Here is a 15,693-nt window from a genome sequence, read left to right on the forward strand (position 1 = left end):
TGGGCTTTTTTTGATATTAGGCAACATTAACCTGTATGATCTAAGCGTGTACCTAGGGTTTCGAGATGAAGATTAAATTGATTACTTTTACGGTCGGCAAAATAGTGACGTAAGGTATGTTCGACACTAGGGAAAGCCAGTTCTGACCAAGGAATTTCATCTTCTTCAAATAAACGACATTCGATGCTTTCTTCGCCAGCACCGAATTTCCCATCCACTAAGTTCGCTTTAAAGAGCGCATAAATTTGACCAATACGCGGAATATTGTACATGCAATATAGCTGTTCAATTTCAACTTCCGCTTCAGCTTCTTCACGGGTTTCTCGTGCAGCACCTTGTTCCATGGTTTCAAACAATTCCATGTAACCTGCTGGTAAAGTCCATAGCCCATAACGCGGTTCAATAGCGCGGCGGCATAACAATACTTTATTTTCCCAAAGTGCGAGTGCACCACAAATCACTTTAGGGTTCACATAATGAATAGAACTACAAGAGGTGCAAACACGACGCAGTTGATGGTCGCCAAGAGGGATTTGTTCTGTTGTTTTTTGTCCGCAATTGCTGCAAAAGTCCATATTCATCATCAATGATAAAGTTCAGACTCAGCATAACTTAAAAATTAAATTTTGGCATCATTTCTCTTTTTTCAGCATCAAATTCAGCTATGATGAAAAAAAGAATGATGGGGACGACGTTCAATGGATGAACATTCATTAACACGCATACTGCAGCAACAGTTACGGTTTTCAAGCAAAATTAAATCGGCAGATGCAGCTGTGTTAATCGCGATCACCAATGAAGCCGATCCCAAAGTTTTACTGACCCGCCGCTCTGTTTATTTATCTAATCATGCTGGCGAAGTGTCTTTTCCTGGCGGAAAAAGAGATCCGCAAGATACCAGTAATATCGTGGTTGCCTTGCGTGAAGCCTATGAAGAAACTGCATTGAATCCTTTTGACGTACAGCTGCTCGGTGATTTGCCAATGCAAAAGGCGCGTAATGGCATGTTGGTCAAACCTGTGGTCGGGCTGATTCCGCCTGAAGTTGAACTGGTTGCCCAGCCGACAGAAATTGATCGTATTTTCTTTGCGTCACTTAAACAGCTGATGGAAGTACCTGCGGTGCCTTATGAAGTTCGTTTTGCCCATCAATCTCTCTATTTTCCCAGTATGCGGGTGGAAAATGAAATTGTTTGGGGGCTGACAGCACGGATGTTGGTTGCATTATTTCAATATGGTTTGGGCTACCATAAAGAGTGGCCATTTTTAGTCAATTCACCGACTTTTCGGTTCCCAAAGTAAGTTGAGTATTTTAAGGAAAAAATATGTTGTACAAATTTAAAGGTCATTCCCCACAAGCAATGCATCAACCATGGAATGGTTGGATTGCGGAAAATGCCACAGTGATCGGTCAAGTCGAATTGGGGCAACAGGTTAGTATTTGGTTTGGGGTGGTCGTACGTGCAGACAATTGCAAAATTCGTTTAGGTGACTTTACCAATATTCAGGAAAATGCGGTTTTACATACCGATGCTGGGATTGAAATGAATATTGGCAATTATGTCACGATTGGGCATCAAGCCATGTTGCATGGTTGCACTGTGGGAGATAATAGTCTGATTGGGATTAATGCCGTAGTTTTAAACAATGCCGTGATTGGTAAAAATTGTATTATTGGCGCGAATGCGCTGATTCCTGAAGGGAAAGTCATTCCAGATAATTCTCTAGTTATGGGCTCACCGGGTAAAGTGGTCAAAACTTTGGATGAAACGGCTGAGGCTCGTTTGAAAATGAGTGCACTGCATTATGCAGAACACTTTAAACAATTTATCGATTTAGAGCCGGCACAGTTATAAGCTTATTTTTCCCATTCAGCCTAGATTTCTCTAGGCTTTTTTAGTTCTGTTCTGAGAACATCTCGCCTAGTGCTTTTGAGTGGAGTATCATAGCCACGTTTTTATAGATTAAATCATTAAGGTTGTGCATGAAAGTGCTGGCATTGGAATCTGCAAATGAGCAGTGTTCCGTCTCTATTGTAGATGAAAATCAAGAACTTTTTTTCCAATTGGATACGCGCGCAAAAGCACAAACGCAAACGATTCTCCCAATGATTGAACAAGGGTTTTTACAGTTGGATATTAAGACAGAAGATTTGTCTTGTATCGCTTTTAGCCGTGGTCCTGGTTCTTTTAGCGGCGTTCGTATTAATGCTGCTGTGACTCAAGCTTTGGCATGGTCGAATGATTTGCCTGTGGTTCCTGTTTCAACCTTACAAGCGCTCGCACAAGCCGCACATCGCGTGCATGGTCTAACCATAGTCACCGCAGTTTTAGACGCTCGTATGAGTGAAGTCTATATTGCAAGTTTTCAATTAGATGCAGATGGCATCATGCAAGCAGTTGATGAAGAGCAGCTTTTAAGCTATGCCGCGGCTACTGAATGTACACCGTTTATTTTAGTTGGTTCAGGCGCAACCTTAATTGACCCATCACAAATACAATACAAAGATTTAAGTGCAACCGCGCAAGATATTGCCACAATTGCGCGCAAGAATGCACAGCAACAACACTGGGTGAGTGCTGAACTTGCACTTCCAGTTTATTTACGTGATAACGCTTGGAAAAAAATCCCGGAACAGGGCAAAGCATAATTAGGGTTTTTTATGGATCTTTTACTGCTGCTCAAAGCGGCAATTATGGGTATTGTTGAAGGTATTACTGAATTCTTACCCATTTCGAGTACTGGACATTTAATTTTAGCTTCAGAACTCATGAATTTCTGGACCAAAGAAAAAAGTGATGTCTTTGTGATCGCTATTCAAATGGGGGCAATTGCAGCCGTCATTTATGAATATTGGGCACGTTTGTGGGGAGCAGCAACAGGGATTTTTAGTGGTGAACCCCAAGGTCGCCGTCTCGGGATTGGGCTAATTTTAGCGTCGATTCCTATTGTGCTGATTGGTCTGACATTTGGTCAAACGGTGAAAGAGCTTTTATTTAATGATATTGCCATTGCCATTGGTTTGATTGTGGGTGGTTTGATTATTATTTGGATTGAAAAGCATCCGCCACAAGAGCGCGTCCATGAAGTTGAAGACCTGAGTGTGAAAGATGCGATTTGGATTGGTCTGATTCAAGTATTGTCTTTAATTCCAGGGACATCACGTTCGGGGGCAACCATTATTGGCGCGATGTTCTTAGGTGTATCGCGTAAAGCGGCGACTGAGTTTTCATTCTTCTTGGGTATTCCTGTAATTATTGGTGCGGGTCTGTTAGATTTGTACCAAAGTGCGCATGTGTTTGACGGACAACAAGATTGGATCGTATTGGCAACAGGCATTATTGTTTCTTTTATCTCGGCTTTACTGTTGATTCGTGCTTTAGTCGCTTATGTGGCGAAGCGTGATTTCATGATTTTTGCATGGTATCGCATCGCTTCAGGCTTAGTGATTCTATTGTTTGTCTTTACGGGTTGGAAGTTATGGTAAGCCCAATGCGCTTATATGTGGAACAAGAGCATTTAGAAAAAGCACAGCACTATGTTGCTGTGCTTTTTTCTCGTGGTGTCGAGGTCAGCATCGAAGTCGCCGAAAAGTTAAATGCACGTTTCTTACGTTTTCATCCTGAACTGGGTTTGTGCGCCGATGCGGAAGGGCTTTGGCTTTGTGCCAATGGCATGAAAATGCAGCCGGATTGGAAAGCTGAAGTTCCACGTTTAAAGCGTGCGTCGTTAAAGTCCGAAATGATTGCTCGTGCTTGCCACTTGACTGAAAAACCTAAGCTCATTGATGCAACAGCAGGGCTTGGGCATGACTCACTGCTCATGGCATATTTGGGTGCCAATGTCACTTTGGTCGAACGCCATCCCATTTTATTCACCCTGTTAGAGTCAAGTAAGGAACAGGCTTTGCAGGATGCATTTTTAAATCCTGTGGTGACTCGAATTGACTTGGTTTTTTCAGATTCCGCACAGTATTTGCAGCAACAAGCAGAGCAGGGCAATACGGTTGATGTGGTTTATCTAGATCCGATGTTTCCACAACGTGATCAAAATCAGCAAGTGGTGAAAAAACAGGCGCAAGTAAAAAAGCAAATGCAGCTTTTACATATGTTACTGCCTGAAGATGGTGAAATGGATTTGGGTGATCATCTGCTTGGCTTGGCGCAAAAAGTGGCAAAACGGGTGGTGGTCAAACGTCCTCGCTTGGCCGTATTTTTGGCAAATCAAGAAACCACCCATCAGTGGCTGGGTGATGCATGCCGTTTTGATGCCTATTTTCAGCATGAACGCTTAGACTGAAGTGGAAGATTGCTTCAAAAGTATGCAAAGATTTGTTATATAGTTAAAAACATCATTGATAAAATGCTGATCAAGCATAAACTTAGTGTGTCCCTACGCAAGTCACAATTTAATTAGAATCTTATGATCGACTTCAAACCCTCCATCAACTTTTGGCATGATTTTAAAAGCAACCAAACTGCGGGGATGTGGTTGTTTCTAGGTTCACGACGTTCTTTGCAAATTGTCCATCCTTCGATTATGCAGCTCATCTTCTGGGGGATTTTAGGTGGCTCAGCCAATACTTTATTTAGCTGGTTGAGCGCAGGAGAGATCGGTGACTTTAACCCACAAGGTTTGGTCAGTTACGCACTTTGGCCTTTCATTGCCCTGATTGTCGGGATTTTTCTGTCTCAACGGGTGAATAATCCGCGTTTGATGTTGGTACCAGCACTGCTCTGGTTGGTGTTGGATACGCATATCGCGTTATTACAAAGTTTTATCCAATATTTGGGCATGATTGATGTCCTGCCGTATTTCTTCTACGACTACTTGCCGAATGTATTCATGGTATTGTTTGTTTGGCAGAGTTTGGCGGTGGTGTGGGTGTTTTCGCGTGAGCTGAAATGGCCTTGGTGGGAGCGTGCCCTGATTGTCTTGGCCACGCTGTTTACCCTTGTGGTTTGGCAAATGTCAGTGACCAGTCAGCCGATTTGGAAAGTAGAAGAAACACCACCAACCTTTGCAGAAGATGCTTTCTATGCACAAAGTCGCTTACTCAATAAAGCACTTGAGTCTGTGCAATATGGCGAATTTGCCCAGTCACATTGGTATTTCCTTGGGGTGGCGGGAGCGAGTTATCAAGATGTATTCCGTTCGGAAGTCGAGCGAATAAAAGAACAGTTCGATACGCGTTTTGGTACGTTGGGCCGTTCGATGATGTTGGTAAATAACCCTGCTACACGAACAGAAATTCCGATTGCCTCTAAACACAGTATTGAAATGGCGCTGCGTCGTATGGGACAGCAGATGAACCGTGAAAGTGATGTGTTATTTTTATATATGACCTCGCATGGTTTACCGAACCAGTTCGAAATGGAAAATGCACCTTTAGACTTAACTCAGGTCGACCCGAAATGGTTACGTGAAACCTTAGATGCATCGGGTATTCGCTGGCGTGTGATTGTTATTTCATCGTGTTTCTCTGGGAGTTTTGTACCAGCACTGCAAAATGACAATACTTTGATCATTACCGCTTCGGCGGCAGACCGCCAGTCTTTTGGGTGTACCAATGAAGCCGATTATACTTATTTTGGTCGGGCGTTTTTTGATCAAGCAATGCGTGAACAAAACAGTATAGAAACTGCTTTTAGCCAAGCACAAAAAACTGTAAGCCAATGGGAAACAGCACAAGGCTTTGAGCCCTCTGAACCGCAGTGGTCGATGGGTAAAAATATGGAGCTGATGCTTCCACAACTTGAACAGCGCTTGTTTCCACCTAAAGCTGTTGCAACCCCTTAATTTGGATCTAAAAAGGAACCCTGATGGAATTAGTACAATCTAACCGTAGTTTTGATGGTGAACAGCGTATTTATCGATTTAATTCCATCAACCTTCAAGGCGAGAGCAAGTTTGGTATTTATTTACCCGCTCAAGCGTTAGCAGGGCAAGCGTGTCCAACATTATTTTATTTGGCAGGTTTAACCTGTACCGAAGAAACCTTTGCTATTAAAGCGCACGCACAACGTTTAGCAGCTCAGCTAGGTCTGATTTTGGTAACACCTGATACTTCACCTCGCGGTGAACAGGTTGCGCAAGGTGATCATTGGGATATTGGGCAAGGGGCAGGTTTTTATATTAATGCCACTCAAGCGCCGTGGGCCGAGCATTTCCAGATGGAAAGCTATGTCGCTGAAGAGTTGTATGATTTAGTGATTCAGCAATTTGCTGTACAAGCAGAGCGTATTGGGATTTTCGGGCACAGCATGGGCGGGCATGGTGCTTTAACCTTGGCCTTGAAATATCCTGAGAAATTTAAGTCTGTGTCTGCATTTGCTCCGATTTGCGCACCAAGCCAATGTCCTTGGGGCGAAAAAGCGTTTTCAAACTATTTAGGTTCAGATCAAGCTGAGTGGTTGAAACACGATGCAACCGCTTTGGTGCAAACAAAAAAAGCCCATTTTGCCGATATTTTAATTGATCAGGGTTTGAGTGATCAGTTTTATAGCCAGCTCAATCCTGCATTATTTCAGCAAGCCTGTCAGGCTGCGGGCCAGCCACTGACGCTTCGCGAACATGCAGGCTATGACCATGGTTATTACTTTATTCAAAGTTTTATTGATGATCACCTGCAGTTTCATGCCGTACAGCTCGAAGCTTAAATCTTGATTTGTCATATTTATTCTTGATTTTTGACTAGAAATCATCCAGCACTGGCATTAACATGGTTGGGTGATTGATTTTTTGTTCTTGAAAAATAAAACAGTAAAATAATAGATAGGGTATACATGCAAAATTCAGAGGCATCTTTGCCACCTGTAGAGGCTTCTTTTGAAGCAAGCTGGCCACCTCCACCAGCCGTTCCCACGGATGAGCCAAACGCCTATTTGGGACAGACCTTTCGTTTCCAGTTCCGTGGTAATGCCCGAGAGTACTTTGGCATTTGGATTGTGAATATCTTATTGACCATTGTTACCTTCAGTTTATATGCGCCTTGGGCGAAGGTTAGACGCTTACGCTATTTTTATGGCAATACGGTGTTTTATCGCCGCAAGTTTGATTTTACGGGTGTACCTACACGCATCCTGATTGGTCGAATTATTGCTTTGGGCGTGTACTTTGGCGCTTCAGCTTTGGCTCAAGTATCTTGGCAAGCTTCTTTAATTGGTTTCCTCATCATATTTCTACTTGTGCCGTGGTTGGTACGTTCTACTATTCGCTTTCGTGCAAGAAACAGTAAATTTGGTAATAGCCGCTTTTATTTTACAGGCACAACCAAAGAAGCCTATATCTTGGCGCTGAAAGGCATTTTGATTTACATTTTTACCCTCGGGATCTTTTTCCCAGTGCTGTTTTGGTATTTTAAAAAATACACGCTGGATAATTTACAACTCGGGCAGTTACGTTTTGAGCTACATGCCGATTGGCCTGACTATATGCGTGCCATGTATGTGCCCGTATTTTTGTTTATTGGAATTGTCTTTGTTTTAGGGTTATTTGTTGCCTTCACCCTTCAAGTTGGGAGCAGTTCTCTAACCCAGTTTGGGATCATCGTGGCGGTAATTTATATGATTGCTGCTTTTATGATTTGGCCGTTGATGATGGCTCGTATTTTTATTACCACATGGAATAAAGCCACGTTGGGGCGTAGTCCTTTCCAAACTGACTGTGGTCAGATGCATTATGCATGGATCGTGATGACCAACTGGATTTTAAAAATCCTCTCGCTCGGTTTGTTATCGGCATGGGCTGCGGTGCGTTTGTATCAGTATCAAATTGAGTCATTAACTTTAACCCTAAAAAATGATCCAGATCGTATGTACAATTTGGCTCAAGATGACCCGAATGCCATTGCTGAAGAGCTGAGTGATATTTTTGACATCGATATTTCGCTGTAACGAGGCTTAAATGCAGGAACAAAACATCACCTTTTATGATGGGCAGATTTCTAAGCCTTATCCAGCCACGATTGCACCGATAGATCGCGAAACGGTGTTGATCTGTTATAACCAGCAGCAGCGTCGTTATTACTATGCCGATATGCAGTTGATTGGGGCATTGGGGCAGATTCAACCTGTGATTGAGTTGAAAGATGATGCTCGGATTGAATTTCCACAAGCGTTGCCTGACTGGTTTGAGCTGAACAAAAAGCATGTACAGCATTCGATTTGGAAATTAGAGCGCTCACCAAGCCTCATCTTATTTAGTGTGGTGTTTGTTGCCGCTTTTATCTTTGCCATTTTAAGATGGGGTATTCCAAGCGCAGCACATTATGTCGCGATGCAACTGCCTGCCGATACCATCTATAAACTCGGCGATGAAGCGCAAGAACAAGTGTTTAAGCTGACGGGACCTTCGACTATCCCTCTTGCACGTCAAAAACAAATTATACAAAGCTATCAAGACCTTGTTGCCAATGGACAACCTGCGAAAGTGCTGTTTCGTGCAGGCGGACAAATTGGAACGAATGCTTTAGCGCTGCCAAACAACACCATTATTCTGACCGATGAATTGGTTAATTTAGCCAAAGATGATCATGAAATTATTGGCGTTTTAGCACATGAGCAAGGGCACTTGGTCGAGCGACATAGCCTACAGCAAGCCTTATCCAGTTTAGGTTTTAGTGTGCTGTTGATTGCTGTGACGGGGGACAGTTCAGCCTTATTTACAACTTTGCCCGTGGCTTTGGTTGGTGCCAGTTATTCACGCAATTTTGAAAGTGATGCAGACTTGTATGCCATGCAAGTGCTGGATAAAAACCATATCTCCAGCTTACATTTGGCAAACTTTTTAGCGCGTATGGAAGATGATGCACGTGCCGGAGAAGAAGAAAAGCAACCGCAAGGGAAGTCTGAAGAAGAGGAGGAAGGTGGCATTGGTTCATTTTTCCAAAGTCACCCTGCGACCCAAGAGCGTATTGCGGCTATTCGCCAATTTAACCAACAGCAACGGTTATCAAACTAATTCATTCAGCCGCTGACTTAAACTTGTGTCCATGTTGCCGTGAGTGGCGTTTGTCCCATACGGATCAGGTGGTCTAAGACTACGTGCTCTAAGTGACTCAGTTTCTCTTCACTCGCCTCAATGCTGACATGTAAATGTTCGGCTTGAGGGCTTAACAGGACTCGTGCCTCAGGCATGATAATGGTAAAACTACTGGGTTCTTGTTCAATTTCAAACTTATGTTTCCAGTGATTTACCAGTCGTTTTGCAATTCGAGCTGCATCTGTCGTGACAATATCCGCAGTACTTTTCATATTTACCTTGTCGATTGATCTCTTACCATAACAGTTTCAAGTCAAATGAAAAGTTGAATGTTGCAACGCTACGTTGCAAATTTAGAAAGCTTTACGCTTTCTTTTTTCACAAGTCCCAGTTCAAAAGCTGAATTTGCTATAATGCTTTTATTCCCTTTTGTATAAGCCAGGTACACGCATGTCCAAGCCTTATTTAATTGCACCATCTATTCTCTCTGCTGACTTTGCCCGTTTAGGTGAAGACGTTGAACATGTACTTGCAGCAGGTGCAGACGTGGTTCACTTCGATGTGATGGATAACCACTATGTGCCAAACCTGACTTTTGGTGCGGGTATCTGTAAGGCACTCAAGAACTACGGCATCCAAGCCCCAATTGATGTGCATTTGATGGTAAAACCTGTTGATCGCATGATTGGTGACTTCCTAGAAGCCGGCGCGGACATCATTACCTTTCACCCAGAAGCCTCTGACCATATTGACCGTTCTTTACAGTTGATTAAATCAGGCGGTGCAAAAGCGGGTCTAGTATTTAACCCAGCAACGCCGTTACATTATTTAGATTATGTGCTCGATAAAGTCGATCAAATTTTGTTGATGAGTGTCAACCCAGGTTTCGGTGGTCAAAAATTTATTCCGATGACTTTAGACAAACTGCGTGAAGCACGCAAAATTATTGATGCTTCAGGGCGTGATATACGCTTAGAAGTGGATGGTGGTGTGACGCCTGCAAATATTCGCGAGATTGCAGAAGCGGGTGCAGATATGTTTGTTGCGGGTTCAGCTATTTTCGGAAAACCAGATTATAAAGCTGTGATTGATGATATGCGTGCAGAGCTTGCAAAAGTGGGTGCGGTAAAGGTTTAAGCTCATAGGTATAAATGCTATACAGACTGTGGATAACTTTATGGATAAACTGGTGGATATCTATGTTGATAACGATATGGATAACTTGATTAATATTCAAACGTTTACACAGCAATGGTTTAGTATTTAGATGTTAAATGTATAAAAAGGACTCATTTGAGTCCTTTTTTATGGTGTGAAAGCCTGATTGTTACTGATGCTTTATTCATCTGTACTTAAAAATAGCGCTGTTTAAAAAATAACTTTATTGTTTAAGTGTGCGTAGTGGCTAAACTGTCGCAGTAATTGAATTTAAATTTATAATCTTGTGTATAAGCCATTCTTTGCTTATCCTGTTGATTGGGATCAGCAACAAAAGGTCAGGCATTTACATGCACAGAGCGTTTTGTTGCGTTGAAATATCATTCTTCACTGACTAAATAGGATTGATTGTGCGTTCATTGCTCAAGACACATTCTTGGTTTGTCTTACTCATTACCTTGGTAATGGGGTGGAGTGGTATTGCCCAAGCTTCGGCAGCGCCGATGTATCAAATGATGCAGCTGAGTATGCAGGCTGCAACCAGTGAGCAAAGTTCTGCGCATGCAACAGGCAGGCAAAGCATGCTCGACTGTCATCAAACGAAATCATCGAGTCCAGTCTCTGGACATCAAATGCATATAGCTCAGACCGACATAACAGCGAAGAGCAATTGTCATGCCTTGGATATGCTGCAAAATAAGCAAGTTCAGTGTCAGGAGTGTGCACAGTATCACTGCCAAACGACGCTGACGCTTTTAGACGTTGAACCGCTTGCAGTGGTTCAGCTTGAAGCCGCTTTAGTACAATCATCCCCCCATTTTCGTTATCAAGCTCAACATCTAGTGGGCTATTGGCAAGAAATTCTACGTCCTCCTAAAGCCTAATCCTGATTTTTAAAACTTTATTTTTAAAATTATTAGGATTTAGTCATGTCTATTCAATTTAAACAAAGCCTCGTCCTTGGGGCATGTCTGATGTCATCTTCTTGGAGCTTTGCCGCAGTCAAAGAATACCAATTGGTGATTGATGAAAGTCCCGTCAATTTAACCGGCAAGTCGCTCAAGCGGATTAGTGTCAACGGACAGTTTCCAGCTCCCTTGCTTGAATTTGAGGAGGGCGATGATGCGGTCATTCGGGTTAAAAACAACTTAAAAAAACAGGATTCATCGATCCACTGGCATGGTTTGCTTTTGCCCGGGCTAATGGATGGTGTGCCAGGTTTTAACGGGTTTAATGGTATTCAGCCGAAGAGCGAATTTGTCTATAAGTTCAAAGTGCGTCAAAGTGGCACCTATTGGTACCATGCGCATTCTAAAGGACAGGAACAAGATGGGCTGTATGGCGCATTGGTTATTTATCCCAAAGACAAAAAGCCTTTAGCTCAGCATGAAAAAGCCGAGCGTGATTATGTGGTGATGCTATCGGACTTCCATGAGCAGACCAGCGAGCAAATTCAGAAAAACTTAAAAATCTCTGCTGAGTATTATCAAAACCAACGTGAAACCGTTGCTGACGTGTGGAAACAAGTACAGCGCGATGGCTTAAAAGCCGCGTGGCAAGACCGTTCCATGTGGAACCAAATGCGCATGCTAAAAACGGATCTGTCGGATGTTACGGGTTATACCTTTCTGATCAATGGTAAAACGCCTGAGCAGAACTGGACAGGTATGTTTAAGCCGAATGAGAAGGTTCGGTTGCGTTTTATCAATGCTTCAGCCATGTCATTTTTTGATATCCGTATTCCTCACTTAAAAATGACCGTGGTCAGTGCAGATGGTCAACCCGTCAAACCCGTTCCTGTGGATGAGTTTCGGATTGGAACTGCTGAAACTTATGATGTGATTGTGGAGCCGAAAGCAGGGCATTATCAAATTGAAGCAGAGTCTATTGATCGTTCAGGCTACGCCATTGGGACTTTACACAATGAGTTGACCCCAATGGCACAGAGCATAGATATGCCTGCGCCACGTCCACGCTCATTGTTGACCATGGAAGATATGGGACACGGCTCAGAACATTCAGGTATGGATCATTCACAGATGAACCATGAAACAATGCCTGAAATGGATCACTCAAAGATGAATCATGAAGTGATGCCTGAAATGGATCATTCGAAGATGAATCATGAAACGATGCCTGCAATGGATCATTCAAAGATGAATCATGCGGCGATGGCTGGTATGGATCATTCAAAGATGAATCATGAGACCATGTCTGAGATGGATCATACACAGATGGGTCATGCGAAACAGAATACGACAGCAAGTTCGGTACAGAAAGCTGTTACACCAGTGTATGGTTGGGCGAATGCCTCTACCCCTAAAGGTGATAAGGCATTGCAATATAGCGATCTGAAATCCTTAGAGCCTCAAAAAGATACCCGTGAGGCAACGAGCGAATTGGTGATTCGTTTGGGTGGAACCATGGAGCGCTATTTGTGGACCATCAACGGGAAAAAATTTAGCGACGCTGAACCGTTGAAAGTGAAGTACGGCGAGCGTATTCGGATCAAATTTATCAATGACAGTATGATGGCGCATCCGATGCATTTGCACGGTATGTTTATGCAACTGGAAAATGGACAAGCCGCCGTTGATATGCCGAATAAGCACACTTTGATTGTGCCACCGGGCAAAACAGTGACTGCTTTACTGACCGCAGATGAGTTAGGCGAATGGGCCATTCACTGTCATCTGCTGTATCACATGAGCTCAGGCATGATGAATAAACTGATTGTGGCCAATGTGAGTGATAGTCAAGTGTCCAGCACCCCAATTCAAGAGCAAAAAACAGCTGCTCAAGCTGAACCAAAAGGAGATGAACATGCGCATCACTAATCTTTTTTCAGGTTTTACTTTAGCTGTTAGTGTCTTATTGAGTTCGTTTGCTATGGCTGCCGAATCTCATGCACAGCATGAAAAACAAAAAGCCAAATCTACAAGCCAAGTTCAGTCCAAAGATATGGCACATGAGCATCATCAGCATAGTGCCGATGAGCATACTCAGATGCTGAAACAGAAAAATGCGGTTGGTCTGCCTTCATCGGAGAAGCAAGCTCAGACTCAACCAAGCAAACAGTCGAAGGCTCAGAAAGGAGATCATCATGTACACCATTAATCTTTTTTCTAAATGCATAGTGAGCAGTTCTTTCGTGTTGATGAGTGCTGCGGCTATGGCGCATGAAGGGCATCATATGCCTGCTGAAGCAAATGCAAATATGTCCATGACAACTGAGTCCGTGATGTCACAACATACACAGCATCAGGCGATGACTACTCCAACTCAAGCTGTTCCACAGTCTAGCGCACACCATGTGCAACAGATGAATCATGATTCAACAGCACATACGCATGATCACCGCAAAGAGCACGGTGCGCAAATTTATGCGGTCACCACTGTCGATAACAAATGGTTACTGAATGAAGATGGCGATGGAGGTTTAAAGTCTGAGTTTGAAACCCGTATCGGGACAGATGAAAATAAGTTGTTTATCAAAGTACATGCAGATAAGCAGGAATCGCATAAGGCTGAGTATGATACCAAAGTGCTATATAGCCGTATGATTTCAGACTTTTGGGATGTACAGGCGGGTGCACGTTACCGAGCTGAAAAAGTGGAGCGTGAACAGCAGGGATGGGATACGGAAGAAAAAGTGGATGGGGTGCTTGGCTTACATGGTTTAGCGCCGTATTTCTTTGAAACCGATGCCTACATATATGCTGGTGCAGACAACTATGCTGCGTTTAGTTTAGAAACCGAGCGGGACTTGTTACTGACCCAAAAGCTAATTTTTAAACCTTATTTAGATATGAATATTATTTTCAGTGATGACTCTAAATATGCCAAAAAATCAGGCCTTAGTAATGCAGCTGTCGGTCTTGAGACGCGTTATGAAATCAGCAAAAAAGTCATGCCTTATGTGGACATTGCCTATGAATATAGCAAAGGCAATGAAGCGACGGCTTGGCAGGCTGAAAGTGACGAAGAGAAAGGTTGGCAGTATGGAATGGGTATTCGCTTTAAGTTTTAAGTCGGACGTTTAGGTTTAAAGTGAATATCTAAGATTGCACTAAGGTTGTGCTGAAAGAGTGACCTGCTGGTTCAGATCACTCTTTTTTGCACTTTAATGATTTCTAAGTGTGAAAATAATTCATTTTGGTGCACTCTTTGCTATAATTTGAGGCATATTTAGGAGGAACGACCTCCCTCATATTGAGAAAATTCGTCAGGACGGCCTGACTCTAGTGAAGAGGAGTCAGTGGCATGGCTTGGGTTTTTCTTATCTTTGCGGGTCTGTTTGAAATCGTTTGGGCATATTCAATGAAGCTGTCCGAAGGGTTTAGCAAACTCACACCCAGCATCATTACCATTGTGTTCATGATTTTAAGTTTTGGTTTACTGGCCTATGCAATGCGAACATTGCCGCTAGGGACTGCATATACCATTTGGACTGGGATTGGTGCGATTGGATCTTTCTTGGTGGGGATTTTTATTTTAGGTGAACCCGCAACTGCTATGCGGATGTTTGCTGCGGTGCTGATTGTATCGGGCCTGATTTTGATGAAACTCTCATCAAGCTAAATTCATTCAAATATGTAGAGCTTCAAGCGATCCTTCGTTTGAAGCTTTGTTGTTTCTGCTCTGAATAAAAGGTGTATTGCGTATGGCATGGGTGATTTTAATTGTCGCAGGTTTACTCGAAGTGGTTTGGGCCTATGCGATGAAAGTATCGGATGGTTTTACCAAGCTGACACCAAGTATTTTAACCCTCATATTTATGGTGGCCAGTTTTGTGCTGCTGTCTTATGCCATGAAGACCTTACCTTTGGGCACTGCCTATACCGTTTGGACAGGGATTGGCGCGATTGGTTCATTTTTGGTTGGTATTTTGATTTTAGGTGAACCTGCCAATGCCATGCGGATGCTCGCAGCGGTTTTAATCATTTCTGGGCTTGTATTGATGAAACTTTCATCGTCATAATGTTGCATACATAGACAATTTTTGTGGTGAACCATGCGCTTATTTTTTAAATATATGCCATCTCCTGTCGGGGTATTGAGACTGGTGGCACATGATCAAGCCTTGGTTGCCGTATTGTGGGAAAATGAAAACCCAAAACGGGTACGTTTAGCTGAGCTGATCGAACAGAATCAGCATCCGATTTTGCTGGAAACAGAGAAACAGTTGAGCGAATATTTTGCGGCAAAACGTCAAAGTTTTGATTTGCCTTTGGATTTTTCGGGGACAGATTTTCAGAAGCAAGTTTGGCAGGCGTTATTACAAATTCCGTTTGGTGAAACCCGAAGCTATAAAGATATTGCGCTACAGATTGGCAATGTCAAAGCCGTTCGTGCAGTGGGTGCAGCCAATGGCAAAAATCCAATTTCAATCATTGCGCCGTGTCATCGGGTTGTGGGGGCGAATGGAAAATTGGTCGGCTTTGCAGGCGGTTTGGACAATAAAGATATTTTATTGAAACTTGAGAAAAATGCGAATTAAGCATGTGTTTCGGATTTTTTACGCTCGTATTTTAGTTTAATAATTTAAAAATCA

General features: G+C 43.0%; 19 protein-coding genes. 17 read left to right on the forward strand and 2 right to left on the reverse strand.

What is annotated here, in order from left to right; all coding sequences use genetic code 11:
- Positions 1 to 26 precede the first annotated feature (26 nt).
- A complete protein-coding gene (locus MF4642_RS11095; protein WP_078426253.1) occupies positions 27 to 575 on the reverse strand; it encodes an NUDIX hydrolase in 549 nt (182 codons plus the stop codon).
- A 123-nt stretch (positions 576 to 698) separates the two neighbouring features.
- Between MF4642_RS11095 and MF4642_RS11100 the strand changes: the two genes are divergently transcribed.
- The 9 genes from MF4642_RS11100 (at position 699) to MF4642_RS11140 (ending at position 8,960) form a co-directional block, all read left to right on the forward strand.
- Complete coding sequence (locus MF4642_RS11100) at positions 699 to 1,301, forward strand: NUDIX hydrolase (RefSeq protein ID WP_078426254.1); 603 nt, start codon at positions 699 to 701, stop codon at positions 1,299 to 1,301.
- Between the two features lie 23 nt (positions 1,302 to 1,324).
- Positions 1,325 to 1,855: a gamma carbonic anhydrase family protein gene (locus MF4642_RS11105; protein ID WP_005400205.1), complete on the forward strand. Its 531-nt coding sequence runs from the start codon at positions 1,325 to 1,327 to the stop codon at positions 1,853 to 1,855.
- A 128-nt stretch (positions 1,856 to 1,983) separates the two neighbouring features.
- A complete protein-coding gene (gene tsaB / locus MF4642_RS11110) occupies positions 1,984 to 2,649 on the forward strand; it encodes a tRNA (adenosine(37)-N6)-threonylcarbamoyltransferase complex dimerization subunit type 1 TsaB (protein ID WP_078426255.1) in 666 nt (221 codons plus the stop codon).
- A 12-nt stretch (positions 2,650 to 2,661) separates the two neighbouring features.
- Entirely contained in the window at positions 2,662 to 3,486 is an 825-nt protein-coding gene (locus tag MF4642_RS11115) for an undecaprenyl-diphosphate phosphatase (RefSeq protein WP_078426256.1), read from the forward strand.
- Positions 3,480 to 4,298, forward strand: a complete 819-nt coding sequence (locus MF4642_RS11120; protein ID WP_078426257.1) for a class I SAM-dependent methyltransferase — start codon at positions 3,480 to 3,482, stop codon at positions 4,296 to 4,298. The genes MF4642_RS11115 and MF4642_RS11120 overlap by 7 nt, the downstream gene beginning before the upstream one ends.
- Before the next feature lie 123 nt (positions 4,299 to 4,421).
- The gene (locus MF4642_RS11125; protein WP_078426258.1) at positions 4,422 to 5,798 is read left to right on the forward strand and encodes a C13 family peptidase; all 1,377 of its coding nucleotides are present in this window, start codon (positions 4,422 to 4,424) and stop codon (positions 5,796 to 5,798) included.
- Positions 5,799 to 5,821: 23 nt separating this feature from the next.
- On the forward strand, positions 5,822 to 6,658 hold the full coding sequence (fghA, locus tag MF4642_RS11130; RefSeq protein WP_078426259.1) for an S-formylglutathione hydrolase: 837 nt from the start codon (positions 5,822 to 5,824) through the stop codon (positions 6,656 to 6,658).
- A 126-nt stretch (positions 6,659 to 6,784) separates the two neighbouring features.
- The gene (locus MF4642_RS11135; RefSeq protein WP_058869005.1) at positions 6,785 to 7,894 is read left to right on the forward strand and encodes a YjgN family protein; all 1,110 of its coding nucleotides are present in this window, start codon (positions 6,785 to 6,787) and stop codon (positions 7,892 to 7,894) included.
- Positions 7,895 to 7,904: 10 nt separating this feature from the next.
- Positions 7,905 to 8,960, forward strand: a complete 1,056-nt coding sequence (locus MF4642_RS11140; protein WP_078426260.1) for a M48 family metallopeptidase — start codon at positions 7,905 to 7,907, stop codon at positions 8,958 to 8,960.
- Between the two features lie 17 nt (positions 8,961 to 8,977).
- Here the strand turns inward: MF4642_RS11140 and MF4642_RS11145 are convergent, their stop codons facing one another.
- Positions 8,978 to 9,253, reverse strand: coding sequence for a DUF2218 domain-containing protein (locus MF4642_RS11145; protein ID WP_004984216.1), 276 nt, complete (start codon positions 9,251 to 9,253; stop codon positions 8,978 to 8,980).
- Between the two features lie 178 nt (positions 9,254 to 9,431).
- Here MF4642_RS11145 and rpe point away from each other — a divergent pair, with 178 nt between their 5' ends.
- The 8 genes from rpe (at position 9,432) to MF4642_RS11185 (ending at position 15,639) form a co-directional block, all read left to right on the forward strand.
- A complete protein-coding gene (gene rpe / locus MF4642_RS11150; RefSeq protein WP_078426261.1) occupies positions 9,432 to 10,118 on the forward strand; it encodes a ribulose-phosphate 3-epimerase in 687 nt (228 codons plus the stop codon).
- 431 nt (positions 10,119 to 10,549) lie between these two features.
- Positions 10,550 to 11,023: a hypothetical protein gene (locus MF4642_RS11155; protein WP_078426262.1), complete on the forward strand. Its 474-nt coding sequence runs from the start codon at positions 10,550 to 10,552 to the stop codon at positions 11,021 to 11,023.
- 45 nt (positions 11,024 to 11,068) lie between these two features.
- A complete protein-coding gene (locus tag MF4642_RS11160) occupies positions 11,069 to 12,976 on the forward strand; it encodes a multicopper oxidase domain-containing protein (RefSeq protein ID WP_078426263.1) in 1,908 nt (635 codons plus the stop codon).
- Positions 12,963 to 13,256, forward strand: a complete 294-nt coding sequence (locus MF4642_RS11165) for a hypothetical protein (RefSeq protein ID WP_078426264.1) — start codon at positions 12,963 to 12,965, stop codon at positions 13,254 to 13,256. The genes MF4642_RS11160 and MF4642_RS11165 overlap by 14 nt, the downstream gene beginning before the upstream one ends.
- Entirely contained in the window at positions 13,243 to 14,169 is a 927-nt protein-coding gene (locus tag MF4642_RS11170; protein ID WP_078426265.1) for a copper resistance protein B, read from the forward strand. The genes MF4642_RS11165 and MF4642_RS11170 overlap by 14 nt, the downstream gene beginning before the upstream one ends.
- Positions 14,170 to 14,402: 233 nt before the next feature.
- Complete coding sequence (gene sugE / locus MF4642_RS11175) at positions 14,403 to 14,720, forward strand: quaternary ammonium compound efflux SMR transporter SugE (RefSeq protein ID WP_005400191.1); 318 nt, start codon at positions 14,403 to 14,405, stop codon at positions 14,718 to 14,720.
- Between the two features lie 82 nt (positions 14,721 to 14,802).
- Entirely contained in the window at positions 14,803 to 15,120 is a 318-nt protein-coding gene (gene sugE, locus MF4642_RS11180; protein ID WP_078426266.1) for a quaternary ammonium compound efflux SMR transporter SugE, read from the forward strand.
- Positions 15,121 to 15,153: 33 nt separating this feature from the next.
- Entirely contained in the window at positions 15,154 to 15,639 is a 486-nt protein-coding gene (locus MF4642_RS11185; RefSeq protein ID WP_078426267.1) for a methylated-DNA--[protein]-cysteine S-methyltransferase, read from the forward strand.
- Positions 15,640 to 15,693 lie beyond the last annotated feature (54 nt).

This window comes from Acinetobacter sp. MF4642 (assembly GCF_002018925.1).
GTDB lineage: Bacteria > Pseudomonadota > Gammaproteobacteria > Pseudomonadales > Moraxellaceae > Acinetobacter > Acinetobacter johnsonii.